Genomic DNA, 26097 nt, shown 5'->3' with positions numbered 1-26097 from the left:
GTCACTCCTTGCTTTTTTTTATGTGCCAAAATAACTTATCGGCATGAATTTCGTAAGCTTTACGCTGATCTTCTATCCAGTCATGCTTGTTGTACACAGCCATCACCCCACCCAACTCATGCCCAAGCATCCTCTCAGTAACATGGGGCGCGACTCCTTCCTCTGACAATCTCGTCACCAGCGTGCGGCGGAAATCATGTGCGCGCCAGTAACCGAGGTCCAGACCTTCACGGATCCTCAGTATGTAGCGGTTAGCTGCAGAAATGGTTATTGGCTCGCGCGTGTCCGCCCCGGGGAACAGAATCTGATCATACGTTTCCATCGCCTTTTCAAGCAGCGGCTTTATCTGTTCAAAGATAGGCCGCCGGATAACGTTGTTCATTTTGCTGTGTTCCTTCGGTACCGTCCAAACTCCCTCAGGCAGATCAAATTCCTTCCGTTCCGATAATCGCAACTCCGACACCCTGGCGCCCCAAAGCATCAACATCTGATGCAGCAGCTTATTCGAAGTTGCCGCCCTGCTTCTCTCGATCGCTATCCAGATTTGAGCAAGCTCCGTATAAGTCAGCACACGACTACCGGTTTCAGCACGAACGCCAACATCTCGCGGTGCGATTCGCATGATTGATGCGCTGTCGATAACCTGTCGGCGGATACACCATCCAATTGCTGTTCGCGCCTGAGAAAGCAACTGGCGGGCGCGACGCGGGTTCTCCCTTTCTTCCTTTGCGAAAAAGTCCACCCACTGCTTTACGGTGATGTCACCGATCGCCCTGCCGGGAAAAGCGCCAGTTAGGTGCTTTAGCACGGTCGATTGATAAAGCTCCTGAGTCTTTGGACGAAGGTTCACTTCAACATACTGCTCTTTCCAGTACCGGAGACATTCGCCAACGGTCATCTGGCTGTCACCAGTCACAGTTTCGAAGTGAGAACGCGGATCCTTGCCGCCGTCATATAACAGTCGCAGTTCGCCCACCAGCATACGAGCATCTTTCAATGACATTGCCGGATATCGGCCAAGACTAAGGCGTTGTGGTTTTCCTGCCCATCGGTACCTGAATTGAAAAAGGATGACCCCTTTGGGAGAAATGCGCGCGCTTAAGCCGTCTGCATCCGAAACTTCAGACACACCCGAATATGGTTTACCATGTATGGAACGTAGTTTAGTGTCGCTCAAGGCCATAATAATATTTGGTACGCAGTAAAAAAGTGATTTGGTACAAACATGGTACGCAATATTACATGGACAAACTTGAACATCAATGGACAACTGTGAACATATACAGTAGTTTAAAGGCGGAAGATTAAAGGTTAATGCTTCTGTTTCAGTGGGTTAATGAACAATAATGAACGGAAATAAACTTTGAAGAACGATCCCGAACAACCTACCTTCCTCTTCCACGATTATGAAACCTTCGGCAAAAGCCCGTCGCTGGATCGTCCGGCGCAATTTGCAGGCCTGCGTACCGACAAAGCCTTTAACGCCGTGGGCGAACCGCAGGTGTTTTACTGCCAGCTCGCGGACGATTACCTGCCGCAGCCGGAAGCGGTAATGATCACCGGTATCACGCCGCAGGTGGCGAACGCGCGCGGCGTGCCGGAAGTTGAGTTTGCTCAGCGCATTCACGCCCTGTTCAGCGAACCGCAGACCTGCGTGATCGGTTACAACAATGTGCGCTTCGATGACGAAGTGACACGCAATATCTTCTATCGCAATTTCATCGACCCGTATGGCTGGAGCTGGCAGAACGGCAATTCGCGCTGGGATCTGCTCGACGTGATGCGCGCCTGCTATGCGCTGCGCCCGGAAGGCATCGTCTGGCCGGAGAACGACGACGGTTTCCCGAGCTTTAAGCTGGAGCATCTCACTCAGGCCAACGGCGTGGCGCACGAACAGGCGCACGATGCGATGTCCGATGTGTACGCCACGCTGGCGATGGCAAAGCTGGTGCAGGAGAAGCAGCCGAAGCTGTTTGAGTTTCTGTTTACCCATCGCAACAAGCAGAAACTGATGACGCTGATTGATATTCCGCAGATGAAGCCACTGGTGCACGTTTCCGGCATGTTCGGCGCAGCACGCGGCAACACCAGCTGGATTGTGCCGCTGGCGTGGCATCCGGATAACAAAAACGCGCTGATCGTGGCCGATCTGGCCGGCGACATGACGCCGCTGCTGACGCTATCGCCGGACGAGCTGCGCGAGCGGCTGTATACGCGGCACAGCGATCTGGGCGATTTGCCGGCGGTGCCAATTAAGCTGGTGCACATTAATAAGTGCCCGGTGCTGGCCCCGGCCAACACGTTGCGCCCGGAAGATGCCGAACGGCTGGGGATTGATCGTCAGCACTGCCTGGCGAATCTGGCACTGCTGCGCCAGCATGCTGAAGTGCGGGAAAACGTGGTGACGCTGTTTGCCGAAGCGGAACCGTTTACGCCGTCGGATGACGTTGACGCGCAGCTGTATGACGGCTTCTTCAGCGACGCCGATCGCGCCGGCATGAACATCCTGCGCCAGACGCCGCCGCAGAACCTGCCGGCGCTGGATTTGACCTTTGAGGATAAGCGTATCGCGAAGCTGCTGTTCCGCTATCGCGCCCGCAACTTCCCCGGCACGCTGGATGATAAAGAGCAGCAGCGCTGGCTGCAGCACCGCCGCGAGCAGCTTAATGCGGAGCGGGTGCAGGCGTTTTTGCTGGAGCTGGAGTCGCTGGCCAGTTTGCATGAGGATGATGCAGAGAAGATGGCGCAGCTGAAGGCGCTGTATTTGTATGCGCAGGAGTTGGTGTCGTAGCAGGGTTTCGTGCGGGTTGATGCCCTCACCCCGGCCCTCTCCCACGGGGAGAGGGAGAGGTATAGTGCGTTCTGGTGCCCTCACCCCGGCCCTCTCCCACGGGGAGAGGGAGCGGTATGGTGCGTTCTGGTGCCTTCACCCCGGCACTCTCCTACGGGAGAGGGAGAGGTATAGTGCGTTCTGGTACAGCTACTGGGATGATACCTGACACACGCTCGGGCGGTTCCCTCTCCCGCGGGCGGGAGAGGGTTAGGGTGAGGGAAAAGCCTTACACCTCTTCGCTAAACTGCGGCACCGGATTGCGGAACGTGCGGGTCACAAACGCCAGGTAAATAATACCAATCGCCGCCCACACCAGGCCGAGCACCATCGAGGTCTCTTCCAGGTTAATCCACAGTGCACCCACCGTCAGCGCACCCATGATAGGCAGCACCAGATAGTTGAGGTGATCTTTCAGCGTCTTATTACGCTTTTCACGGATCCAGAACTGGGCAATCACCGACAGGTTGACAAAGGTGAACGCCACCAGCGCACCGAAGTTGATCAGCGCGGTCGCAGTAACCAGGTCGAAGTTGATCGCCAGCAGCGCGACGGCACCAACCAGCAGCACGTTCAGCGACGGCGTGCGGTATTTCGGATGCACGAAGCCAAAGAAACGCTGCGGGAACACGCCATCACGGCCCATCACGTACATCAGACGCGAAACGCCAGCGTGCGCCGCCATGCCGCTGGCCAGCACCGTCACCACGGAGAAAATCAGAATGCCGATCTGCAGCGCTTTACCCGCCACGAACAGCATGATTTCCGGCTGTGATGAGTCCGGATTCTGGAAACGTGAGATGTCCGGGAAGTACAGCTGCAGGAAGTAAGAGACGCCAATAAAGATCACCCCACCAATCAGCGCGGTGAGGAAAATCGCACGCGGAATGGTGCGCTCGGCATCTTTGGTCTCTTCCGACAGCGAACTGATACCGTCAAAGCCAAGGAACGAGAAGCACAGAATGGTCGCACCGGTAATCATCGGCACCACCTGCGCATTTTCAGACCAGAACGGCTTGGTACTGGTCAGCGTACCGGCGCCAATACCGTGTGCCACACCATACACCACCATACCGGTGATCGCCGCCATCACCACCACCTGCAGCACCACAATGACGCTGTTGAAGTTGGCTACGGTTTTGATACCACGCAGGTTGGAGATGGTCATGAAGGCCACCAGCAGCACCACGAAAATCCACGACGGAATACCCGGCACCAGCGACTCAAAATAACTTTTCGCCAGCAGGATGTTGATCATCGGCATGAACAGATAGTCCAGCAGTGATGACCAGCCCACCATAAAGCCAACGTGCGGACTGATAGCCTTCTGAGCATAGGTGTAAGCGGAGCCCGCAGATGGGAAGCGGCGTACCAGCTTGCCGTAGCTCACGGCAGTAAACAGTATCGCGATCAGCGCGAAAGCATAAGCGGTGGCGACGTGACCGTCGGTGAGGCCTGACACGATGCCAAAGGTATCAAACAGGGTCATTGGCTGCATATACGCCAGGCCCATCATGACGACCGGGATCAGAGTCAGAGATTTTTTCAGATGTGCACGCTGTGGTGCGGCAGAGGTATTAAGCGACATTGTTCAGGCCCCCTACAGCAACAACTGAGTTCAGTTGTACCACAGGGATACTGCGCAACGTGCTGCAGTGAGAAGTGATATTAGTGTTTGCGATTGTCGCCGCGCCATAATCATCACGGAAGCGAGAACCAGCCTGCGCTGGTGCAATTGTAAACAGTCCCATCTTTGTTCCTCAAATCTCACGCACAAGCGTGTTTCAGTGTCTATCTATCCGGATGCGTGTCCGGCCTCGTTCATGTAGTGAAAGCACCATGCAAAAAAATAACCGACGTAATAAGCGTCGGTTATGTTTTGTCTTTTGCAGGGCGCGTATTTTGCCCCAACTTAGGCCATCGACACAAGACGTTGGATCAATTCTTCTGTCGGTCAGGCGTTCTTCAGCATCCAGTCAATTTCCGTGGCGGTGATCAGCCGTTCAAACTCGCGCAGTTCATACTGTTTGCAGCTGTGCCACACGCCGCTGAAACGCTCGCCGAGCAGCTTTTGCAGCGGATAGCTGTTTTCAAACTCGTACAGCGCATCGCTCTGGCGAATCGGCAGCTCCAGCCCTTCCGCCTCGTGGCCATTGCCCTTCACCGGATGCGGTAAGGGTAGCTGATTATCCAGACCGTGCAAGATACCGGCAATAATTGCTGACACCACCAGATACGGATTGGCATCGGCACCCGCCACACGGTACTCAACGCGATGGTTTTCTACATCGCCGCAGGGAATGCGCAGCGCTACTGTGCGATTGTTGTGCCCCCATGACGCCTGCAGCGGCACAAACGCCTCCGGCAGAAAGCGGCGAAACGCGTTGACGTTGGGTGCCAGTAGCGCCATTGATGCCGGCATCAGATCGATCATGCCGGCCAGCGCCCGCTTCAGCAGCGGCGAATCGCTGCCATCATCCAGCGCAAAGGCGTTGTGGTCGGCCGCATCCAGCATACTGATGTGTACGTGCATGCCGCTGCCCGCATACTCCTCATACGGCTTGGCCATAAACGTGGCGGTCATGCCGTGATTCTCCGCCACCTGACGCACCAGCCGTTTTAGCAGAATGGCGTCATCGCAGGCTTTGAGGATATCACGCGTATGGTGCAGGTTGATTTCGAACTGGCCCGGTGAGGCTTCCGCCAGCGCGCCGTCGGCTGGGATATTCTGCAGTTTCGCCAGCGCGTCGATATCGCGCAGTACGTCGGCAAAATGGTCGAGATTATCCAGCGAATACACCTGACTCTGCATGTTGCGCTCTTCGCTACCCGGCGCACACGGCGGCTGAATATAGCCTTCGGCATCGCGTTTTTTGTCCACCAGATAGAACTCCAGCTCTACCGCTACCACCGGAAACAGTCCGCGATTGCGCAGCTGTTGCCACAGCCGATTCAGCACGTTCCGGGGTTCAACGTCAAAGGGAGTGCCATCTTGGTCGCACATGGTCAGCAGCAGCTGGGCGATGCGTTGCGGGTCAGAGGCGGAAGGAATTAAGGTCCCGGGGACCGGTATGCAGAGGTTGTCGGGTTCGCCGAGCGCCTGTCCGAGGCCGGCTTCCTCGACGGTGTTGCCGAGAATGTCCATGGCGAAAACCGAGGCAGGAAAGTAACACCCTTTTTCCAGCTTAGCTAACGCGGAGACGGGAATGCGTTTACCGCGAAATACCCCGTTGAGATCGTTTAACAGAATATCGACATACTGCGTTTCCGGATGGCGTTCCAGCCAGGTTTTCACCTCCAGCTGGAACGCGCTGGTTCGTTTTTCTTCACTGTGTCGCGTGAAGTCTTCTACTTCCACGAGGTTCGTCATCTTCCCACCCGCCCTATACCGTTTAAGATGGTTTGCACATGCTCAAAATAACAGCCACACCTCTAACATAGCTCTAACGCAAATGGTGTGCAAATGTAACAATTCTGTTTGAAGAACAACCAGACGGTTGCTAGATTGACAATATATTGCACACTTTTTCTACTTAGCGCGCAAAACGGCGAAAATATTGAACAGCAGCGTGGAGACGTAATGGGCATTATTTTTGACAAGCCTTTGATTGGCGTAGTGATGTGCCAGAACCCCATCGGCAACCACGTTGGGCAGACCGTGCATAACAAATACCTCGACGCCGTGGTGCTGGCCGGTGGCGTGCCGCTGCCGTTACCGCATCAGCTGATGCACGCGCCGCAGCTATTAGAAAACAGTATGACGCTGCTGGACGGTATTTTGCTCACCGGCAGCCCGAGCAATATTGAACCCTGGCATTATGGTGAAGAGGGTCACGAGGCGCATGCCGATCCGTCGCGGGACCGTTTATCCTTTGCGCTGATCACCCACGCCAGCGGGAAAAAGATGCCGATGCTGGGCATCTGCCGCGGTTTGCAGGAGCTGGTGGTCGCCAACGGCGGCGCGCTGCATCGCCAGCTACATCAGACCCATCTGTTTCAGGAGCACCGCGAAGATGACAGCCAGCCGCTGGAACAGCAGTACGCGCCGGCGCATCTGGTGCAGCCCGAACCCGATGGCCTGCTGAGCCAGCTGCTCGGCAGCGCTGCCGCCTTCGCGGTCAATTCGCTGCACGGCCAGGGCATCCGCGAGCCGGGTCCGCAGTTACGCATTGAAGCCCGCGCGCCGGATGGCCTGATCGAAGCCGTCAGCCTGCGCCAGCATCCGTTTGCGCTGGCGGTGCAATGGCATCCTGAGTGGCAATCCGATCGCGATCCGGTCTCGCGCCGTTTATTCGAGGCCTTTATCCACGCCGCAGCACGTTATCACAAGGAAAAGCAGCCATGAATGATGCCACTCTGGCGCCCGGACGACGCTTATCGCAAATCCGGCAGGAGTTGGGATTGTCTCAGCGTCGCGTCGCTGAGTTGTCAGGTTTAACACACAGCGCTATCAGCACCATTGAGCAGGATAAAGTCAGTCCGGCGGTCAGCACATTACAAAAACTACTCAAAGTATATGGGCTGTCGCTTTCGGAATTCTTTTCAGAGCCGAAAGTTAATACCACACCGCGCATTATCGTACGCCCGGATGATTGCATCGAGATCGGCAGTCTCGGTGTTTCTTTACAGCTGATTGATAACGGTGCGGCGAAGCGCGCGCTGGCCATGCTGCTGGAGCGCTACGAGCCGGGGGCCAGCACCGGTGAAAAGCTGCGCCATCCGGGGGAAGAGACCGGCACGGTGCTGGAGGGGGAAATCACCCTGGTGGTGAACGGTCAGAGTTATCACCTTAACCGCGGCGAAAGCTACGTGATTGATACCGGTTTGCCGCACAGTTTTACCAATACGTCAGATCAGCCGTGTCGCATTGTCAGCGCGCATACGCCCGCCAATTTCTGAGTTCACGCGCTACAGGAGGTTTTGATGCACCACGTGCAAAGTTATTACGCCGCGACCGCCAATGCGCACGCGCCGTGGCCGCAGCTGCAGGAGAGCATTCAGTGTGACGTTTGCATCATCGGCGGCGGGTTTACCGGGCTATCGTCCGCGCTGTTTCTCACCGAAGCCGGTTACGATGTGGTGCTGCTGGAAGCGGCCCGCGTCGGCTTCGGCGCCAGCGGCCGCAACGGTGGCCAGGTGGTGAATTCCTACAGTCGCGATGTCGATGTGATCGAGCAGCGCTACGGCAAACAGACCGCGCAAATGCTGGGCAGCATGATGTTTGAAGGCGCGGAGATTATCCGCGACCGCATCGATCGTTACGCCATCGCCTGCGACTATCGCCCCGGCGGCATTTTTGCTGCGCTCAATCAGCGCCAGATGGGGCATCTGCGCAGCCAGCAGGCCAGCTGGGCGCGCTACGGCAACACCGATCTGGAGCTGCTGGACGAGCGCGGTATCCGCCGTGAAGTCGCCACCGACCGCTACGTCGGCGGCCTGCTGGACCGGCGCGGCGGTCATCTGCATCCGCTCAATCTGGCGTTAGGTGAAGCCGAGGCGATTCGCCGGCATGGCGGCCGTATATATGAGCAGTCGGCGGCGCTGGCAGTGACCTACGGCGCACCCAACCGGGTCAAAACCGCACAGGGCGAGGTCAGCGCTACCTTTGTGATTTTTGCCGGCAACGCCTATCTGCCGTCGCAGCTGGAACCGCGACTGGGACGCAAAAGCATGCCGTGCGGCTCGCAGATCGTCACCACCGAGCCGCTGAGCCGCGATCAGGCGCTGGGGCTGATGCCTAATAATCACTGCGTAGAAGATTGTAATTACCTGCTGGATTACTTTCGCCTGACCGCCGACAACCGCCTGCTGTACGGCGGCGGCGTGGTGTACGGCGCGCGCGAGCCGGAAGACATCGAAGCACTGATTCGGCCCAAGCTGCTGCGCACCTTTCCGCAGTTGCGCGACGTGAAGATCAGCCATCGCTGGAGCGGTAATTTCCTGCTGACGCTGTCGCGCATGCCGCAGTTTGGTCAGCTGGAGAAGAATGTGTTCTTTATGCAGGGCGATAGCGGACATGGCGTGACCTGCACGCACCTCTCCGGCAAGCTGATTGCCGAAGTGCTGCGCGGCCATGCAGAACGGTTTGATGCATTTGCGAAGCTGCCGCACCTGCCGTTTCCCGGCGGAAGACGCTTTAAAGTGCCACTGACGGCGATGGGCGCGGCCTGGTATGCGTTAAGGGATCGGTTAGGGGTTTAGGTGGGTGCGGTTTGCTGCCCTCACCCCGGCCCTCTCCCACGGGGAGAGGGAGAAGGAAAGGACAGTGCGTTTATTTAAGTCGGGAACAGTGCTAAGGATGCGCGCTCGGGCGGTTCCCTCTCCCGCGGGCGGGAGAGGGTTAGGGTGAGGGCAACCCCGCACCGCACCTACTCCAGCGGCATCTTCATCGGGTCATCGTAGCTATATTCAAACCCCAGCTCGTGACAAATCTTCGAACCGTCAATCACCTTGCCGCTGGCGCGCACCGGCTCGGCAACAAACGTCGGTGGCACCAGGCCTAACTGCTTTGACACGCTCGGGTAAAAGCTGTCGCGTGATGGATGTTTCGGGGCGCACAGGTTGTAGACGTGCCCGCCCTTCGGCGTTTGCAGCAGCAGCACAATGGCGTCGACCACATCATCAAGATGCACCAGGTTCACCGCATGCGCGCCGTTTTCCAGGTTGGTTTTGCCGGCGAGGAAACGTCCCGGATGGCGGTTCGGGCCGACCAGTCCGGCGAGACGCACGATATCCACGCTGGTGCCCGGCAGGTCATGCAGCCAGTTTTCCAGCTCCACCAGCGTTTTGCCCGCTACCGTCTCCGGCTGCAGCGCACTGCTCTCTTTTCTCACGCCGTCGCCGCTGCCGTATACCGAGGTCGAGCTGGTAAAGATGATGCGCGGCACTTTATTCGCCAGCGCGGTATCCACCACGTTCTGCACCGCCTGCATGTAATCTTCGCCGCCCTGCACGGTGCGGCTGGCGGGCAGCGTCACCACCAGCGCATCCACCGCCATCAGCGCGGCCAAATCGTCCGCTTCACACTCCAGCTCCGGTGACAGCACCAGCTGAAACGCATCAATACCGCAGCGGCGCGCCGCATCGACGCCGTCCGGTGAAGTTTTGCTGCCGGTCACCTGCCAGCCGCGCGCTGACAGCGCCATCGCCAGCGGCATTCCCAGCCATCCCAGACCTACAATCGCGACCTTTTTCATATCGACTCCTGCTCTCCCGCGCTAAGACATCCCATCTTAGTGCCAGCGCGTCAGCCAGACCAGCGCAAACTGTTGCCGAAGGTTGCGAAAACTGACGTTAAAAAAGGGTTGCCAAGCGCCGCCATCTTCGTTAGGTTAATCAGCGCGCAAATGAATACTCATTCAGCAACGGAATTTTTTATGACACGCGTTCAGTTCAACCACCATCATCACCATCACCCTGACTAGTCTTTCAGGCGATGTGTGCTGGAAGACGTTTAGGATCTTCCAGTGGTGCGAGCGCAAAGAGAGCCCCCGGAAGATCATCTTCCGGGGGTTTTTTTATGGGCGAACGCAACCCGATACGCTTCAGACAGGATTGAATAAGAGGACAGGAACCATGTTAGATAACACCCGTTTACGCATAGCTATGCAGAAATCTGGCCGTTTGAGTGATGAATCACGCGAACTGCTGGCACGCTGCGGTATTAAAATTAACCTTCAGCAGCAGCGTCTGATTGCGTTTGCGGAGAACATGCCGATCGACATCCTGCGCGTGCGCGATGACGATATCCCTGGTCTGGTGATGGATGGCGTGGTCGACCTCGGTATCGTTGGTGAAAACGTGCTGGAAGAGGAGCTGCTGACACGCCGCGCGCAGGGCGAAGACCCGCGCTACTTTACGCTGCGCCGCCTCGATTTCGGCGGTTGCCGCCTGTCACTGGCAATGCCGGTCGATGACGAGTACACCGGTCCGCAATGCCTGAATAATGCCCGTATCGCCACCTCTTACCCGCACCTGCTGAAGAAATACCTCGATAAACAAGGCATCGCCTTTAAATCCTGCCTGCTGAACGGCTCCGTCGAAGTGGCACCGCGCGCCGGTCTGGCCGATGCCATTTGCGACCTGGTGTCCACCGGCGCCACGCTGGAAGCCAACGGCCTGCGTGAAGTTGAAGTGATCTACCGCTCCAAAGCGGTGCTGATTCAGCGCGATGGCGAGCTGCCGGCGGCGAAACAGCAGCTGGTGGACACGCTGATGACGCGTATTCAGGGCGTGATTAAAGCGCGTGAATCCAAATACATCATGCTGCACGCACCGAGCGAGCGGCTGGAAGAAGTTATCGCCCTGCTGCCAGGTGCCGAGCGCCCTACCGTGCTGCCGCTGGCCGGCGAAGTGAGCCGCGTGGCGATGCACATGGTGAGCAGCGAAACGCTGTTCTGGGAAACCATGGAAAAACTGAAGGCGCTGGGTGCCAGTTCAATCCTCGTGCTGCCAATTGAAAAAATGCTGGAGTAACCGATGAGCGCAATCATGCAACCTATCGACTGGCAGGCGTGCAGTGCCGAACAGCAGCAGGCGCTGCTACAGCGTCCGGCAATCTCGGCATCGGCCAGCATCAGCGCCACCGTGCAGGACGTGCTGGTGCAGGTGAAACAGCAGGGCGACGCGGCGCTGCGGGCGTTCAGCGCGCGCTTCGACAAAGCCGAGGTGGAGAATCTGCGCGTGTCCGCCGCTGAGATGCAGGCGGCCGGCGAGCGGCTGAGCGACAGCTTAAAGCAGGCGATGGCAGACGCCATGGCGAATATCGAAACCTTCCACAACGCGCAGATTCTGCCGCCGGTGGATGTGGAAACCCAGCCAGGCGTGCGCTGCCAGCAGATCACCCGTCCGGTGAAGTCGGTCGGCCTGTATATTCCTGGCGGCTCCGCGCCGCTGTTCTCCACCGTGCTGATGCTGGCAACGCCGGCGCGCATTGCCGGCTGCGGCCGCGTGGTGCTGTGCTCGCCGCCGCCGATTGCCGATGAAATTCTGTACGCGGCGCAGCTGTGCGGCGTGCAGGAAGTGTTTCAGGTCGGCGGTGCGCAGGCAATTGCCGCCCTCGCCTTCGGTACGGAATCTGTGCCGAAAGTGGACAAGATTTTTGGCCCGGGTAACGCGTACGTGACCGAAGCGAAACGCCAGGTCAGCCAGCGTCTCGACGGCGCGGCGATCGACATGCCTGCCGGTCCGTCTGAAGTGCTGGTAATTGCGGACGAAGGCGCGACGCCAGCGTTTGTCGCCTCCGATTTGCTGTCGCAGGCCGAGCACGGTCCGGATTCCCAGGTGATCCTGCTGACGCCTTCGCGGCAGCTGGCTGACGCCGTGGCGCTGGCGGTTGAACAACAGCTGGCGCAGCTGCCGCGCGCCGCCACCGCGCGTCAGGCGCTGGAGAGCAGCCGCCTGATTGTGGCGCAGGATCTGGCGCAGTGCGTGGAAATCTCCAATCAGTACGGCCCGGAGCACCTGATTATTCAGACGCGCCAGCCGCGCGCGCTGGTTGAGGAGATCACCAGCGCCGGTTCGGTGTTCCTCGGCGACTGGTCGCCGGAATCGGCCGGTGATTATGCCTCCGGCACCAATCACGTGCTGCCGACCTATGGCTACACCGCGACCTGCTCCAGCCTTGGGCTGGCCGATTTTCAGAAACGCATGACGGTCCAGGAGCTGACGCCGCAGGGCTTCCTCAACCTCGCCGCCACCATTGAAACCCTCGCCGCCGCGGAACAGCTGGACGCGCACAAAAATGCCGTGACCCTGCGCGTCGCCGCCCTGAAGGAGCAAGCATGAGCAACAACGTTGAAGATTTAGCCCGCGCCAACGTGCGCGCGCTGACGCCGTATCAGTCTGCTCGTCGCCTCGGTGGCAACGGTGACGTGTGGCTGAACGCAAACGAGTTTCCGCTGCCGGTGCCGTTTGAGCTGTCGCAGCAGACGCTGAACCGCTATCCGGAGTGCCAGCCAAAATTAGTCATTTCGCGCTATGCCGCCTATGCCGGCGTTCAGCCGGAGCAGGTGCTGGTGAGCCGCGGCGCGGATGAAGGGATTGAGCTGCTGATGCGCGCCTTCTGCGAGCCGGGCAAAGACGCCATTCTGTTCTGCCCGCCGACCTACGGCATGTACAGCGTCAGCGCCGAAACCATCGGTATTGAGTACCGCACCGTGCCGGCACTGGACAACTGGCAGCTCAACCTGCCCGCCATCGCGGACCAGCTGGACGGCGTGAAAGTGGTGTACATGTGCAGCCCGAACAACCCGACCGGCAATCTGATTGATCAGGATGACATCCGCCAGCTGCTGGCGATGACCGCCGGCAAAGCGCTGGTGGTCGCCGACGAAGCTTACATCGAGTTCTGCCCGCAAGCGACGCTGGCCAGCTGGCTGCAGGAATTCCCGCACCTGGTGATTCTGCGCACGCTGTCGAAAGCCTTTGCGCTGGCTGGCCTGCGCTGCGGCTTTACGCTGGCCAACAAGCCGGTGATCGATCTGCTGCTGAAAGTGATTGCACCTTACCCGCTGGCGACGCCGGTGGCCGACGTGGCGGCGCAGGCGCTGAGCGAGCAAGGCATCGCGCTGATGCGTCAGCACGCGCAGCAGCTTAACGACAACCGCGCCTGGCTGTGCGAACAGCTGCCGCAGCTGAGCGTAGTGCAGCAGGTTTTCCCGAGCGAGACCAACTACATTCTGGCGCGCTTCACTGACTCGCCAAAAGTGTTTAAAACGCTGTGGGATCAGGGCATTATTCTGCGCGACCAAAACAAAAACCCTGGCCTGGCGGGATGTCTGCGCATCTCCATCGGCACCCGTGAAGAGTGCGAGCGCCTGATCGCCGCGCTGCAAGCCTTATCTGTGGAGCAAGCATGAGTCAGAAGATCCTTTTTATCGACCGCGATGGCACCCTCATCTCTGAGCCGCCGACGGATTTTCAGGTGGACCGTATGGAGAAGCTGGCGTTTGAGAAGAACGCCATCCCGGCCCTGCTGGCGCTGCAGGAGGCGGGTTATCAACTGGTGATGATCACTAACCAGGACGGTCTGGGCACTGAGCGCTTCCCGCAGGCCGATTTTGACGGCCCGCACAACCTGATGATGCAGATCCTGCGCTCACAGGGCGTGAACTTCAGTGACATCCTGATCTGCCCGCACCTGCCGGAAGAGAACTGCGACTGCCGCAAGCCAAAGACCAAAATGGTCGAAGCCTGGCTGGCTGACGGCGCGCTGGATACCGCCAACAGCTATGTGATTGGTGACCGCCTGACCGACATCCAGCTGGCGCAGAACATGGGCATTCAGGGCCTGCGCTACGGCGCGGAAGGCGAAGACTGGGACGCGATTCAGGCGCGCCTGACCAAACGCGATCGTCACGCGCTGGTGAACCGCAACACCAAAGAGACGCAGATCAAAGTGGAAGTGTGGCTGGATCGCGAAGGCGGCAGCAAAATCAACACTGGCGTCGGCTTCTTCGATCACATGCTGGATCAGATCGCCGTGCACGGCGGCTTCCGCATGAACATTGAGGTAAAAGGCGACCTGTATATCGACGATCACCACACGGTAGAAGATACCGGCCTGGCGCTGGGCGAAGCGCTGCTGAAGGCGCTGGGCGACAAGCGCGGCATCGGCCGCTTCGGCTTCGTGCTGCCAATGGATGAGTGCCTGGCGCGCTGCGCGCTGGATATCTCCGGCCGTCCGCACCTCGAATACAAAGCCGAGTTCAGCTACCAGCGCGTTGGCGACCTGAGCACCGAAATGGTCGAGCACTTCTTCCGCTCGCTGTCGTACGCCATGATGAGCACGCTGCACCTGAAAACCAAAGGCCGCAACGATCATCACCGTGTGGAAAGCCTGTTCAAAGCCTTTGGTCGCACGCTGCGTCAGGCGATTCGCGTTGAGGGCAACACCCTGCCGAGCTCGAAAGGAGTGCTGTAATGAACGTGGTGATTCTTGATACCGGCTGCGCCAACCTCTCTTCGGTTAAGTGGGCGATTGAACGCCTCGGCTACACGCCCGCAGTGAGCCGCGATCCGGACGTGGTACTGCGTGCCGACAAACTGTTTCTGCCCGGCGTCGGTACCGCGCGGGCGGCGATGGATCAGCTGCAGGAGCGCGAGCTGATCGAGCTGGTGAAAGCCTGCACCCAGCCGGTGCTCGGCATCTGTCTCGGCATGCAGCTGCTCGGACGCGGCAGCGATGAGAACGGCGGCGTCAGCACGCTGGGCATCGTTGACGAGCCGGTATCGCTGATGGATACCCAGGGTTTACCGCTGCCGCACATGGGCTGGAACCAGATCACCGCGCAGGCCGGCAATCACCTGTTCCGTAACATTCCGGACGGCAGCTACTTCTACTTTGTGCACAGCTACGCCATGCCGGTGAATGCCGCCACTATCGCCCAGTGCGACTATGGTCTGCCGTTCACCGCCGCCCTGCAGAAAGATAACTTCTTCGGCGTGCAGTTCCACCCGGAGCGCTCGGGTAAAGCCGGCGCGCAGCTGCTGAAAAACTTCCTGGAGATGTGATGATTATCCCCGCATTAGATTTGATCGACGGCAAAGTGGTGCGCCTGCATCAGGGCGACTACGGCCAGCAGCGCGATTACGGCAGCGATCCCCTGCCGCGCCTGCAGGATTATGAACGCCAGGGCGCGGAAGTGTTACATCTGGTGGATTTGACCGGGGCGAAAGATCCGGCAAAGCGCCAGATCCCGCTGCTGACCACGCTTTTACGCGGCGTCAGCGTACCGGTGCAGGTTGGCGGCGGTATCCGCAACCGTGATGATGTGGCCGCGCTGCTGGCAGCCGGCGCCACGCGCGTGGTGGTTGGCTCCACCGCAGTGAAGCAGCCGGAAGACGTAAAAAGCTGGTTCAGCGAATTCGGTGCCGACGCCATTGTGCTGGCGCTCGACGTGCGCATTGACGCCAGCAATCGCAAAGAAGTGGCGATCAGCGGCTGGCAGGAAGCGGCAGGCGTGACGCTGGAAGAGGTGATTGGCTGGTATCAGCCGGTAGGCCTGAAACATGTGCTGTGCACTGATATTTCGCGTGACGGCACGCTGAGCGGTTCCAACGTGGCGCTGTATCAGGAAGTGTCGCAGGCGTTTCCGGACATCGCGTTCCAGTCTTCCGGCGGCATCGGTTCACTGGACGATATCGCTGCCCTGCGCGGCAGCGGTGCACAGGGCGTGATTGTTGGTCGCGCCCTGCTGGAAGATAAATTTACGGTAGCGGAGGCAATTGCATGCTGGCAAAACGGATAATCCCCTGTCTGGACGTGCGTGACGGGCAAGTAGTGAAAGGCGTGCAGTTCCGCAACCACGAAATCATTGGTGACATCGTCCCGCTGGCGCAGCGCTATGCCCGGGAAGGCGCTGACGAACTGGTGTTTTACGATATCACCGCCTCTTCCGACGGCCGCGTGGTGGATAAAAGCTGGGTATCGCGTGTGGCGGAAGTGATCGACATTCCGTTCTGCGTCGCCGGTGGCATCAAAACCCCGGAAGATGCGGCGCGCATTCTGCAGTTTGGCGCAGATAAGATCTCCATCAACTCGCCGGCGCTGGCCGATCCGACGCTGATTACCCGGCTGGCGGACCGCTTCGGCGTGCAGTGCATCGTGGTCGGCATCGATACCTGGTTTGATGAAGCCAGCGGCAAGTATCACGTCAATCAGTATACCGGCGACGAAGCGCGCACCCGCGTTACCCAGTGGGAAACGCTGGACTGGGTTCAGGAAGTGCAGAAGCTGGGCGCTGGCGAGATCGTACTGAATATGATGAACCAGGACGGCGTGCGTAACGGCTATGACCTGGTGCAGCTGAAGAAGGTGCGTGATGTGTGTAAGGTGCCGCTGATCGCTTCCGGCGGCGCAGGAACCATGGCGCACTTCCTCGAAGCCTTTGAGCAGGCAAACGTCGACGGCGCGCTGGCGGCTTCGGTGTTTCACAAACAAATTATCAATATCGGCGAGTTGAAAAACTTCCTGATCGACAACGGTGTGGAGATTCGCGCGTGTTAACTGCAGAACAACTGGCCAGACTGGACTGGGCCAAAACCGCGGGCATGATGCCCGTCATCGTCCAGCACAACGTCTCCGGCGAAGTGCTGATGCACGGTTACATGAACGAGGACGCGCTGCACAAGACGCTGGCCGACGGCAACGTCACCTTCTTCTCCCGTACCAAAAACCGTTTATGGACCAAAGGCGAAACCTCGGGCCACTTCCTCCAGGTGGTCAGCATCACGCCGGATTGCGATAGCGACACGCTGCTGGTGCTGGCCAATCCGATTGGCCCCACCTGCCATCTCGGTACTTCGAGCTGCTTTTCGCCTGCCGCACCGGACTGGACGTTCCTGTATCAGCTGGAGCAGCTGCTGGCCTCGCGTAAAAGCGCCGATCCTGCCAGCTCCTATACGGCGAAGCTGTACGCCAGCGGTACCAAGCGCATCGCACAGAAGGTGGGCGAAGAAGGTGTTGAGACCGCGCTGGCCGCCACGGTTAATGATCGCCACGAACTGACCAACGAAGCCTCCGACCTGCTGTACCATCTGCTGGTGCTGCTGCAGGATCAGGAGCTGGACCTCAGCACCATCATCAACAACCTGCGCGCACGCCATAAGTAATAAGTGTGCGCCATGCTGCTCAAAACGGGCTTTCTGGCTCGATTTTGAGCAGCATGCCTCTCAAAAGAATGCGATCAATTGTGCTTCATCAGAATGGAATCCCCCATGACCACCCATGAAAAACTGCTCGCCCTGCTCGATCAGCACAACGCCCGCTACCGACTTATGGAGCATGAAGCGACCGGAAAGTGTGAAGCCGTGGCCGCGATTCGTGGCACGGAAGTGGGACAAGGTGCCAAAGCGCTGGTGTGTCACGTCAAGGGCAACGGCATCAAACAGCATGTGCTGGCGGTGCTGCCAGCCGACCAGCAGGCCGACCTGAGTAAAGTGGCAGCCGCCGTGGGTGGCCGTCGCGCCTCGCTGGCCTCGCCGGCCGAAGTGGATGCGCTGACCGGCTGTGTATTCGGCGCGATTCCGCCGTTTAGTTTTCACGCGGATTTACAGCTGGTGGTCGACCCGCTGCTGTTCGAGCGCTACGACGAAATTGCCTTTAACGCCGGACTGCTGAAGAAGTCAGTGGTACTGCAGGTGGAGGATTACCGCGCACTGCACAATGGTAACGTGATGAAAATAATACTCTAATTGCCATACACCACGCTGAGCGGTACTCTCGATAACTTATCATCACGACAAAAGAAGACCGCAACTATGGCAAGTTCCCGTTTTACCGCCCGTCTGCGCCAGACGCTGGCACTGGCTGTGCTGGCAGGCTGCGCGTTCGGCGCTCAGGCAAAAATCGATCAGGTGCGATTCGCCGTTGATCCTACCTATCCCCCTTTTGAATCCAAAACGCCGCAGGGCAAGCTGGTCGGGTTTGACATCGACCTCGGCAATGCGCTGTGCGCGCAGATGCAGGCCAAATGCGTCTGGGTCGAGAGCCAGTTCGACGGCATGATCCCGGCGCTGAAGGCGCGTAAGTTTGACGCCATCCTGTCGGATATGGGCATCACCGAAGAGCGTCTGAAGCAGATCGACTTCACCGTGCCGCTGTATGACACCCACACCCAGCTGATTGCACGTAAAGGCTCCGGCCTGCTGCCCACCGCAGAATCGCTGAAAGGCAAAACCGTGGGCGTGGAACAGGGCACCGTGCAGGAGCGCTACGCGCTGGCAAAATGGCAGCCGCACGGCGTGAACGTGGTGCCGTATGGCGATCAGGCACAGGTGGAGAGCGACCTGATTTCCGGACGTCTTGACGTGGTGTTCACCGATGCCGCACAGGCCGCGAACGGCTTCCTGAAACATCCGCAGGGCAAAGATTTCGAACTGGCTGGCCCGATTGTGCAGGATCCGATTATCGGCCCTGGCACCGCCATCGGCCTGCGCAAAGGCGACACCGAATTAAAAACCGCGCTGGACAACGCCTTCGCGGAGATCAAAAAGAACGGTACCTTTGATACCTTGCAGAAGAAATATTTTGCGACGGATATCTCTATTAAGCAGTGATCGAAGGGGCGGCGCATTTGCCGCCCTTTTTCCAGCAGAACTATAATTCCCTTCATCAATTTCATGCGGCGCGGCCACAAGCGTGCCCCAGACACAGGACATCGACTGCGTTATGCAACAACAACATCATCCTTTGTTAAGCGCGACGCTGGGCACCCAGCGGGAAATTGTCAGCTTCCACTTCGGCACCGACTCACAGCAGCGGGTGTATATTCAGGCGGCGCTGCACGGCGATGAGCTGCCGGGCATGGCAGTGGCGTGGTATCTCAAGCAGAAGCTGCTGGCGCTGGAGTCGGCGGGCAAGCTGAAAGCCAAAGTCACTTTGGTGCCGGTCGCGAATCCGCTGGCGCTGGGTCAGCACTGGCACGGCACTCACCTCGGACGTTTTCATACTCTTTCTGGTCAGGATTTTAACCGTCGCTTCCCGGCGCTGGGCGATACACTGGCGGCAGAACTGGCGGGCTCGCTGACACAGAGTGAATATGAAAACAAACGACTGATTCGCGACGCCATCGATCGTCACTACCGTGACCGCATCGCCAAAAGCGAACTGGAAGCCCAGCGCTTCACCCTGATGCGCATGGCCAGCCAGGCCGACCTGATGATTGACCTGCACTGCGACTGGGATGCCTTGCCGCATCTTTACACCACACCGCATGCCTGGCCGGAGATTGAGCCGCTGGCGCGCTGGCTGGGCAGTGAAGTGCAGTTGCTGGCGCAGATCTCCGGCGGAGAGCCTTTTGATGAAGCCTGCTGCGAACCCTGGCTGACGCTGGCTGAGCGTTTTGGCAAAGACTACCCGATGCCGCGCGGCCTGCTGCCGGTGACGCTGGAACTGCGCGGCGTAGCCGATGTGTCGCCGGAACTGGCGGAGAAGGATGCGGATGCGATTATCAATGCGCTGACTGAAGGGGGGTATATTGCCGGAGAAACCGGAGACTCCCCTGCCCTGATCCATGCACCAACCCAACTGGCGGGCTGTGAGTACATCCACGCACCTCACTCCGGACTGCTGCTGAACCGCAGGAAGTTAGGCGAGTGGATTAAAGCGGGCGAAGTAGTGGCGGAGGTTGTCGACCCGATCAATGACTACGTGACACCGCTTGTGGCTGAGTTTGGCGGCGTGCTGTATGCACGGAATCTGACCAAGTTTGTTACGGCCGGAATGCTGGTGGTGAGGCTGGCGGGGGAAAATGCGGGACGTAAGGGGGAGTTGCTGGTGGTGTAATATATTGAAAATATGCTTACGTGAATTTGAATATCAAAGCAAAACACTTTTGGGCGATGATCCTCAGACAATAATAGGCTGATAATAATAGATGCGTAATTTTTTGGATAAAAATGTTAGTTCAAAAATAGAACAAAAGAACCTCAACATACAGGTATTGAGAGCAATAGCAATAATAATGGTTGTACTCCAGCACTATAAAATAAGGATGCCTACAGAAGGATGGTATTTATCAATTTTTTAAATATGTACAATTTTGGCCTGGAGTGGATATTTTTTTAGCAATATCCGGATATCTTATGTGCAAATCATTATTAAAGGAAAGTCGTCATAATGAGAAATTTATTATTATATTCAAGCGATTTATAGTGAAAAGAATGTTCAGATTGTATCCTGTGTTATTGCTATGGGGTATACTGACGATCTTAATTTGCTTTGTCTCTGCCGATCGTTTTTTTACAAATGCGTTGAGCGAGTTAAAAACATTCGTAGCATCTTTGGCTGCAGTATCTAATTTCTATCTTTATCATTGTGTTAAAAATGGCTACTTATGCTCAAATGCATCAGGTGGAGTCACTTGGTCATTATCACTTGAATGGCAACTTTATATAATTCTTGCTTTGCTGGTTATCCCACTAGTCAGCAGGCAACGGTTTTTGATTGCTATTTTTTTATTAATATGCATAGGTTCTATATTTATTCCCGCAGCTGAACCTCAAAATCAGGCCTATGCATGGTGGATTAGACCCATTCCTTTTTTCCTGGGTGCGACAATCTTTTTCATAGAGAAAAGAATAGTAAAATTTAATATGAAATTAGCTATTCTATTATGCACCCTATCGTTTATTGCACTGATAACAACTCCTGTTTACTCAAAAACACAGTATGTTTCATTATCAATAGGGTTAGCCGGCGGCTTAATTTTTTATATCTTTGTTTATAGCATCAAGTTTAATGAAAATATTTTAGTAAAGTTATTGAATTGGATAGGTGACCGTTCTTATAGTATTTATCTATGCCACATTCCCTCAATGATTGCTGTAGCAACGCTATTAGAGTATGTATCAAAAATCACAAACCATCAAATCAGTAACATCTGGTTTATGATTGCTTACATCATATTAATGCTAACTTTAGCACACGTTACGTATAAATACGTTGAGCTTTATTTTATTAGTAAGAACAAAAAATAAGATAACGCCCATACAGGGCGTTACAAGCTTAATATTTCACTCATTCCTACGACTTTTTAACTGGAGGATACCAAATCTTTTTTAACACCTTCTGAATAAACGGATCGACAAATCCAACTAAAATGGCAGCTATAATGAAAGAAAGTGTACATGCTATAATTATCATGAAATGATAATTCACATATTCTTTTAAAATTGGATAATCATTCCACAATTTCCGTTCAAATATTGCATGAGACCAAAAACCAAGGTCTGCGTGTACCAGGTATAAAGGATAAGTCATTGCTCCGAGAAATTTCACAATGCTGTAGAACTTACCTAGGCTTTCAACATGAGAAGACAACCAAACAGTAGTAATCAAAAAAAATGTCATAAACAACAGTGACGCATGGTCGACATGAATTTTAAAGCTATCAATCCATAACTGGTGCCTGATCATACTGTTATACACCAGAACAGATGATGCAAGAATCAATAATGAATGAACAGGTCTTAATTTTGAAGTTCTGAGTTCAAAAAGAACAATACCTATAACAAAATGACCGCTATATTGTGTAATTAATAAAGTTGATAAAAGATCATTCTTTAAAAGAAAAACGTTTAAATAAGATAATACTATCCAGATTGCGCAAACCATCATTCTATGATGATCCCACAGCTTCATGGACATTAGTAAAGCCACCCAGATATAAAACGTAACCTCTAACGCAATTGTCCAGTATACTGAACTAAAATATTGCTGACCGAAAAGATGTGGAAAAAAAGTCAAGCTATATGCCAGAGAAATTAATCTCTCTTTGGGATCGACCATGGGCAGAGAGATGCTAAAAAAATAGATTACAAAAGCACATAAAATAAAAAGAGGCACAATCCGATTAAATCGAGCAATAAAAAATTGTTTGGCACTTCTGTTTTCGGAAGAGAGAGTAATCACAAACCCGCTAATTAAAAAAAAACAAATCAACGCCAAAATCCCCAAATGAGAATGGTATTATAACATAATCATGAGGTATAAATCCTTGTAATGGAGCAATGAAAAGATAATGGTATGCCATTACCATAATGAAAGCAAAAAACCTCAACCCATCTAAAGCTTCAATCCGATGTTTACTATGCTTCATGGAGTGGTCTTAATAAAGTTATAAGTTTAGAAACATTAAAGCAATAAATTGATTTAGTAAAGAAAAAAAGCCCGCAAGTTAAACTTACGGGCTTTTTGTTAACGGTAGAAATTAATCAAGCCATTCTGTATGGAAAACACCGTCTTTATCGATACGCTTATAAGTATGCGCACCAAAATAGTCGCGCTGCGCCTGAATTAGGTTAGCAGGCAGCACTTCTGAGCGATAGCTATCGTAGTATGCAATTGCCGCTGAGAAGGTTGGCGTTGGAATACCGTTCTGGATGGCATAAGAAACAACATCACGCAGCGCCTGCTGATATTCATCAGCGATGTTTTTGAAGTAGGGATCCAGCAGCAGGTTAGCGATGTCAGCATCAGTCGCATAAGCATCGGTAATTTTTTGCAGGAACTGTGCACGAATGATGCAGCCAGCACGGAAGATCTTCGCGATTTCACCGTAATGCAGATCCCAGTTGTTCTCTTCTGAGGCAGCACGCAGCTGAGAGAAGCCCTGAGCATAAGAAACGATCTTACCCAGATACAACGCACGGCGCACTTTCTCAATGAATTCAGCTTTGTCACCGGTGAAGGCTTGCGCCTGAGGGCCGCTCAGCACTTTAGAAGCTGCAACACGCTGTGACTTGAGGGAAGAGAGGTAACGAGCAAATACTGACTCAGTGATCAGAGAAAGTGGCTCGCCAAGATCCAGGGAGCTCTGGCTGGTCCATTTACCGGTACCTTTGTTGGCTGCCTCATCCAGAATCACATCAACCAGGTATTTACCGTCTTCATCTTTCTTAGTGAAGATGTCTTTGGTGATGTCGATCAGGTAGCTGCTCAGCTCACCGTTGTTCCAGTCAGTGAAGGTTTTAGCCAGCTCTTCATTGTTCAGACCGAGTGCGCCTTTCAGTAACGCGTATGCTTCTGCAATCAGCTGCATATCGCCATACTCGATACCGTTGTGCACCATCTTCACATAGTGACCAGCACCGTCCGGACCGATGTAAGTAACGCAGGCTTCACCGTCTTCTGCACGCGCAGCAATTTTATCCAGAATTGGCGCTACCAGTTCATACGCTTCTTTCTGACCGCCGGGCATGATCGATGGGCCTTTCAGTGCGCCCTCTTCGCCGCCAGAGACACCGGTACCGATGAAGTTGAAGCCCTGATCAGACAGTTCTTTATTACGACGGATAGTGTCTTTATAGAAGGTGTTACCGCCATCAATCAGGATGTCGCCCTTATCGAGGTGTGGCGTCAGTGAAGCGATGGTTTTGTCTGTCGCTTCGCCTGCCTGTACCATCAGAAGGATGCGGCGAGGTTTTTCTAACGACTCGACAAACTCCTCTACAGAGTAATAAGGAGCAAGTTTTTTGCCCTGATTTTCAGCGATAACTTCATCAGTCTTTTCACGTGAACGGTTGAAGATAGAAACAGTGTAACCGCGGCTCTCAATGTTGAGAGCCAAGTTACGGCCCATTACTGCCATACCTACAACGCCGATCTGTTGCTTGGACATTACATACTCCTGTCTAGTAGAAACTGATATACCTTTTTTAACACTAAGGTCACTAAAGCTCAATAAAAAGGACATTTCAAAGCACAAAAAAACATCTTCTAAAAATCATCCGATGTTATCTACGCATAAAATGCCGTTTGTATATCATTGCTAAATCAATAATCAAGGCAAGAGCGGTTCGATTTAAAAAAGACAAATCCTTTCTTTTTCTAACTCCATCGCTCCATTGATTTGCAACAATAAAATCAATCAGCTCACGCCTTTTATTCCAATTAAAAAATGCGCGCGCAATATCATAAAGTGAAGGGGCGTGTTTCTTATTAACATACCCACCGAGGCCAAAGGTTTCATTATGCGTAAGGTTACTAAATGTATCATTTAGTTTATCACTTGTACCAGTAATAAGATCGCCCCATATCTTCATTGCTAGAGGCCTTAGTTCTTTACTAGTAATAACATGCATTGCAACTTCTTCTTTCCAAAAATCTAAAGCAGAAAGAATACCGCGCTGAAAACCCTCGGTGAAATCTTCCCAAGCTCTATTTTCATCGTGATCTATTTTCCTGATCGCTTCAGTTGAACCATTTATTTCTTTATAACCAATAACACTGCCTGAAGGAGAATTTGTTATCATCTCGATTGGTGCAACAGAATCAAGGAAATGAGGCAATTCATTTGAAACGTTCAGGTCTGGGCCATATGAATATTTTTTGCTATTTATTGGTTGTTCATTCAAGAACTTAGCCAGTCCTAAATATATACCATGCAAGTTAACTTGAGGTAATATCAGTGCAATATTATCCTGGATGGTGCCTCTCCAACCAACATCTACAACACAAACATTTTGCTTCTCATTGTTTAACCCTTTAGAGGATAAATATGAAATCAACTGATTTCTTTTATTCAAGCAATGATTAGATAATATTTTTACAAAATCATTATTTTTAAATAGACCTTGCACTCTATCATCCTGCCAAGGGTAACGAATGATTTCCTCTGGTGTAATCGAATGCTTAACTAAGATATCCTTAAGTAAATCAGTTTCGATATCAAGAGTTTTAAAAAGAGCGTCCATCGATTGTGAACTATAAAGGTTCCACACCCTCATCATTTCATTGATGTTGACATCTTTAACAGATGCTGAAAACGTCGCTAAACGGCTGACCTCTAAGAGTTCGTATTCGGGGAATCTTATATCCGGTAGATCAGATTGTAATTTAGCAATGATTATTTTAAACGCTTTTATGAAAAACTCGCCTTCTCTTGTAAAGAAGAATACTTTATCACATTTATTTTCAATTGCCTTTTCTAGAACAAATAGTACATAGCCTACGATAAACGGTGAACATTTAATACCAAGCTTAAATACATCATCAGAGTTATCTTTTTGTAACTTGTTTAATTCCATCTCTATATTTAAAAGGGTTCTCTCGTAAAGAGCATTTCTATCATGAAATTGCAACTCATGATTCAGTCTTATTTGGTGCGCTTTTGCAGGCATAAAGTGGATCGTTTTAATGCCACGTTTTTCAGGCTGATCTTTATCAGACCACTCATTGTCACCTATGTGCAACCAGTCATCGCCATTAAGTTGATATTTCTTTTTTATATAGTCAAACAGGTGTCCAGACCGTTTATTTAATTTTATATCTGCAGAAGAATAACCGTCCGAAACCGAATTACTAAGTCCATTTTTCTTAATTAATTCTTTTAATCTATCGTTGGACATGTAAAAATCAGATAAAAATAACGTCTTATCGGATGGATTATTTTCAAGTAACGACGCGATATCAGAATCTGGTTCTGTTAAAGCAAGCTCTAAATTAAATTCATATTCACATAGTTCATCTCTAATAGCACTAATTTTTTGTGATGAGCAGTCTACTAATAGAGAATTACACCATTGGAACACAACGTCTTCAAAAAGGTATTCATCGTCAAATCCCTTTTCAACATTATCTTTACCTATCTGCCTCTCAATTTCTACGCGTTTTAAAAAAAGCTGGTTTAAATCAGATTGTTTATGAAGATCGTAATATTTGAGATACAGATATCTGGCAGAAGCCATCTTAACAACGTCAGGATGGCATTTTCTTCTGAGTAATGTATCCCATACATCAACAGTTTTAATTTTCAAGGACATTT

24 protein-coding genes and 1 other annotated feature are annotated in these 26097 nt (G+C 53.8%); of the genes, 17 read left to right on the top strand and 7 right to left on the bottom strand.

Translation table 11 applies throughout. From position 1 onward, the window contains the following. Position 1: 1 nt before the first annotated feature. The gene (locus MXF20_RS11140) at positions 2-1183 is read right to left on the bottom strand and encodes a tyrosine-type recombinase/integrase (protein WP_325969458.1); all 1182 of its coding nucleotides are present in this window, start codon (positions 1181-1183) and stop codon (positions 2-4) included. Positions 1184-1363: 180 nt separating this feature from the next. On the opposite strand from MXF20_RS11140, the gene sbcB reads away from it, so the two are divergent. Then, positions 1364-2791 (top strand): exodeoxyribonuclease I, encoded by a 1428-nt coding sequence (gene sbcB, locus MXF20_RS11135; RefSeq protein WP_325969370.1) that lies wholly within the window; start codon positions 1364-1366, stop codon positions 2789-2791. A gap of 268 nt (positions 2792-3059) precedes the next feature. Here the strand turns inward: sbcB and MXF20_RS11130 are convergent, their stop codons facing one another. Together MXF20_RS11130 and MXF20_RS11125 are read right to left on the bottom strand one after the other, a co-directional pair. Continuing rightward, a complete protein-coding gene (locus MXF20_RS11130; protein WP_325969368.1) occupies positions 3060-4418 on the bottom strand; it encodes an APC family permease in 1359 nt (452 codons plus the stop codon). A gap of 366 nt (positions 4419-4784) precedes the next feature. Beyond that, positions 4785-6200, bottom strand: a complete 1416-nt coding sequence (locus tag MXF20_RS11125) for a glutamine synthetase family protein (protein WP_021509364.1) — start codon at positions 6198-6200, stop codon at positions 4785-4787. A 210-nt stretch (positions 6201-6410) separates the two neighbouring features. Between MXF20_RS11125 and puuD the strand changes: the two genes are divergently transcribed. From puuD to MXF20_RS11110, 3 genes are read left to right on the top strand one after another with little or no spacing between them, the layout of a single operon-like run. Continuing rightward, entirely contained in the window at positions 6411-7175 is a 765-nt protein-coding gene (gene puuD / locus MXF20_RS11120) for a gamma-glutamyl-gamma-aminobutyrate hydrolase (protein ID WP_021509363.1), read from the top strand. Continuing rightward, positions 7172-7729, top strand: coding sequence for an HTH-type transcriptional regulator PuuR (gene puuR, locus MXF20_RS11115; protein WP_325969366.1), 558 nt, complete (start codon positions 7172-7174; stop codon positions 7727-7729). The genes puuD and puuR overlap by 4 nt, the downstream gene beginning before the upstream one ends. Before the next feature lie 24 nt (positions 7730-7753). After that, positions 7754-9031: an FAD-binding oxidoreductase gene (locus MXF20_RS11110; protein ID WP_325969363.1), complete on the top strand. Its 1278-nt coding sequence runs from the start codon at positions 7754-7756 to the stop codon at positions 9029-9031. A 167-nt stretch (positions 9032-9198) separates the two neighbouring features. On the opposite strand, the gene MXF20_RS11105 is transcribed toward MXF20_RS11110, so the two are convergent. Continuing rightward, positions 9199-10026 carry an SDR family oxidoreductase gene (locus MXF20_RS11105; protein ID WP_058757317.1) on the bottom strand — a complete coding sequence of 276 codons (828 nt, stop codon included), beginning with the start codon at positions 10024-10026 and terminating at the stop codon, positions 9199-9201. A gap of 180 nt (positions 10027-10206) precedes the next feature. Between MXF20_RS11105 and hisL the strand changes: the two genes are divergently transcribed. The 13 genes from hisL (at position 10207) to MXF20_RS11040 (ending at position 21310) form a co-directional block, all read left to right on the top strand. Further along, complete coding sequence (hisL, locus tag MXF20_RS11100) at positions 10207-10254, top strand: his operon leader peptide (RefSeq protein WP_100396937.1); 48 nt, start codon at positions 10207-10209, stop codon at positions 10252-10254. Further along, positions 10230-10351 (top strand) — a sequence feature (His leader region). (Overlaps the previous gene by 25 nt.) Positions 10352-10405: 54 nt before the next feature. Beyond that, positions 10406-11305 (top strand): ATP phosphoribosyltransferase, encoded by a 900-nt coding sequence (gene hisG / locus MXF20_RS11095; RefSeq protein WP_325969359.1) that lies wholly within the window; start codon positions 10406-10408, stop codon positions 11303-11305. Between the two features lie 3 nt (positions 11306-11308). Then, positions 11309-12616: a histidinol dehydrogenase gene (gene hisD, locus MXF20_RS11090; protein WP_325969357.1), complete on the top strand. Its 1308-nt coding sequence runs from the start codon at positions 11309-11311 to the stop codon at positions 12614-12616. After that, complete coding sequence (gene hisC / locus MXF20_RS11085; protein WP_262257640.1) at positions 12613-13689, top strand: histidinol-phosphate transaminase; 1077 nt, start codon at positions 12613-12615, stop codon at positions 13687-13689. Before hisD ends, hisC begins: the two co-directional genes overlap by 4 nt. Further along, entirely contained in the window at positions 13686-14753 is a 1068-nt protein-coding gene (gene hisB / locus MXF20_RS11080) for a bifunctional histidinol-phosphatase/imidazoleglycerol-phosphate dehydratase HisB (protein ID WP_021509354.1), read from the top strand. The genes hisC and hisB overlap by 4 nt, the downstream gene beginning before the upstream one ends. Continuing rightward, the gene (hisH, locus tag MXF20_RS11075; protein WP_010617671.1) at positions 14753-15343 is read left to right on the top strand and encodes an imidazole glycerol phosphate synthase subunit HisH; all 591 of its coding nucleotides are present in this window, start codon (positions 14753-14755) and stop codon (positions 15341-15343) included. The genes hisB and hisH overlap by 1 nt, the downstream gene beginning before the upstream one ends. Next, positions 15343-16080 carry a 1-(5-phosphoribosyl)-5-[(5-phosphoribosylamino)methylideneamino]imidazole-4-carboxamide isomerase gene (gene hisA / locus MXF20_RS11070; protein WP_325969350.1) on the top strand — a complete coding sequence of 246 codons (738 nt, stop codon included), beginning with the start codon at positions 15343-15345 and terminating at the stop codon, positions 16078-16080. Before hisH ends, hisA begins: the two co-directional genes overlap by 1 nt. Then, positions 16062-16838, top strand: coding sequence for an imidazole glycerol phosphate synthase subunit HisF (gene hisF, locus MXF20_RS11065; protein WP_325969347.1), 777 nt, complete (start codon positions 16062-16064; stop codon positions 16836-16838). The genes hisA and hisF overlap by 19 nt, the downstream gene beginning before the upstream one ends. Beyond that, a complete protein-coding gene (hisIE, locus tag MXF20_RS11060; protein WP_325969344.1) occupies positions 16832-17443 on the top strand; it encodes a bifunctional phosphoribosyl-AMP cyclohydrolase/phosphoribosyl-ATP diphosphatase HisIE in 612 nt (203 codons plus the stop codon). Before hisF ends, hisIE begins: the two co-directional genes overlap by 7 nt. A 105-nt stretch (positions 17444-17548) precedes the next feature. After that, on the top strand, positions 17549-18025 hold the full coding sequence (locus MXF20_RS11055; protein WP_325969343.1) for a YbaK/prolyl-tRNA synthetase associated domain-containing protein: 477 nt from the start codon (positions 17549-17551) through the stop codon (positions 18023-18025). Positions 18026-18091: 66 nt separating this feature from the next. Continuing rightward, entirely contained in the window at positions 18092-18889 is a 798-nt protein-coding gene (locus MXF20_RS11050) for an ABC transporter substrate-binding protein (protein ID WP_021509348.1), read from the top strand. A gap of 112 nt (positions 18890-19001) precedes the next feature. Beyond that, complete coding sequence (locus MXF20_RS11045; protein ID WP_325969340.1) at positions 19002-20117, top strand: succinylglutamate desuccinylase/aspartoacylase family protein; 1116 nt, start codon at positions 19002-19004, stop codon at positions 20115-20117. Between the two features lie 266 nt (positions 20118-20383). Beyond that, entirely contained in the window at positions 20384-21310 is a 927-nt protein-coding gene (locus MXF20_RS11040) for an acyltransferase (protein WP_325969339.1), read from the top strand. A 46-nt stretch (positions 21311-21356) separates the two neighbouring features. On the opposite strand, the gene MXF20_RS11035 is transcribed toward MXF20_RS11040, so the two are convergent. From MXF20_RS11035 to MXF20_RS11025, 3 genes are all read right to left on the bottom strand, one after another. Further along, positions 21357-22244, bottom strand: a complete 888-nt coding sequence (locus tag MXF20_RS11035; protein ID WP_325969338.1) for an acyltransferase family protein — start codon at positions 22242-22244, stop codon at positions 21357-21359. 298 nt (positions 22245-22542) lie between these two features. Then, positions 22543-23952, bottom strand: coding sequence for an NADP-dependent phosphogluconate dehydrogenase (gndA, locus tag MXF20_RS11030; protein ID WP_325969457.1), 1410 nt, complete (start codon positions 23950-23952; stop codon positions 22543-22545). A gap of 115 nt (positions 23953-24067) precedes the next feature. Then, positions 24068-26095: a hypothetical protein gene (locus MXF20_RS11025; protein ID WP_325969336.1), complete on the bottom strand. Its 2028-nt coding sequence runs from the start codon at positions 26093-26095 to the stop codon at positions 24068-24070. Positions 26096-26097: the final 2 nt, after the last annotated feature.

Source organism: Pantoea dispersa (assembly GCF_035783935.1).
GTDB classification, from domain to species: domain Bacteria; phylum Pseudomonadota; class Gammaproteobacteria; order Enterobacterales; family Enterobacteriaceae; genus Pantoea; species Pantoea dispersa_C.
Note: the sequence above shows the minus strand (reverse complement) of the source record. Positions and strands in the feature narration are given on the sequence as shown.

Bases quoted from the DNA above. Each gene is read 5' to 3' on its own strand.
- MXF20_RS11140 (WP_325969458.1), bottom strand. From the start codon at position 1,183: ATGGCCTTGAGCGACACTAAACTACGTTCCATACATGGTAAACCATAT.
- MXF20_RS11130 (WP_325969368.1), bottom strand. From the start codon at position 4,418: ATGTCGCTTAATACCTCTGCCGCACCACAGCGTGCACATCTGAAAAAA.
- MXF20_RS11125 (WP_021509364.1), bottom strand. From the start codon at position 6,200: ATGACGAACCTCGTGGAAGTAGAAGACTTCACGCGACACAGTGAAGAA.
- puuD (WP_021509363.1), top strand. From the start codon at position 6,411: ATGGGCATTATTTTTGACAAGCCTTTGATTGGCGTAGTGATGTGCCAG.
- puuR (WP_325969366.1), top strand. From the start codon at position 7,172: ATGAATGATGCCACTCTGGCGCCCGGACGACGCTTATCGCAAATCCGG.
- MXF20_RS11110 (WP_325969363.1), top strand. From the start codon at position 7,754: ATGCACCACGTGCAAAGTTATTACGCCGCGACCGCCAATGCGCACGCG.
- MXF20_RS11105 (WP_058757317.1), bottom strand. From the start codon at position 10,026: ATGAAAAAGGTCGCGATTGTAGGTCTGGGATGGCTGGGAATGCCGCTG.
- hisG (WP_325969359.1), top strand. From the start codon at position 10,406: ATGTTAGATAACACCCGTTTACGCATAGCTATGCAGAAATCTGGCCGT.
- hisD (WP_325969357.1), top strand. From the start codon at position 11,309: ATGAGCGCAATCATGCAACCTATCGACTGGCAGGCGTGCAGTGCCGAA.
- hisC (WP_262257640.1), top strand. From the start codon at position 12,613: ATGAGCAACAACGTTGAAGATTTAGCCCGCGCCAACGTGCGCGCGCTG.
- hisB (WP_021509354.1), top strand. From the start codon at position 13,686: ATGAGTCAGAAGATCCTTTTTATCGACCGCGATGGCACCCTCATCTCT.
- hisH (WP_010617671.1), top strand. From the start codon at position 14,753: ATGAACGTGGTGATTCTTGATACCGGCTGCGCCAACCTCTCTTCGGTT.
- hisA (WP_325969350.1), top strand. From the start codon at position 15,343: ATGATTATCCCCGCATTAGATTTGATCGACGGCAAAGTGGTGCGCCTG.
- hisF (WP_325969347.1), top strand. From the start codon at position 16,062: ATGCTGGCAAAACGGATAATCCCCTGTCTGGACGTGCGTGACGGGCAA.
- MXF20_RS11055 (WP_325969343.1), top strand. From the start codon at position 17,549: ATGACCACCCATGAAAAACTGCTCGCCCTGCTCGATCAGCACAACGCC.
- MXF20_RS11050 (WP_021509348.1), top strand. From the start codon at position 18,092: ATGGCAAGTTCCCGTTTTACCGCCCGTCTGCGCCAGACGCTGGCACTG.
- MXF20_RS11045 (WP_325969340.1), top strand. From the start codon at position 19,002: ATGCAACAACAACATCATCCTTTGTTAAGCGCGACGCTGGGCACCCAG.
- gndA (WP_325969457.1), bottom strand. From the start codon at position 23,952: ATGTCCAAGCAACAGATCGGCGTTGTAGGTATGGCAGTAATGGGCCGT.
- MXF20_RS11025 (WP_325969336.1), bottom strand. From the start codon at position 26,095: ATGTCCTTGAAAATTAAAACTGTTGATGTATGGGATACATTACTCAGA.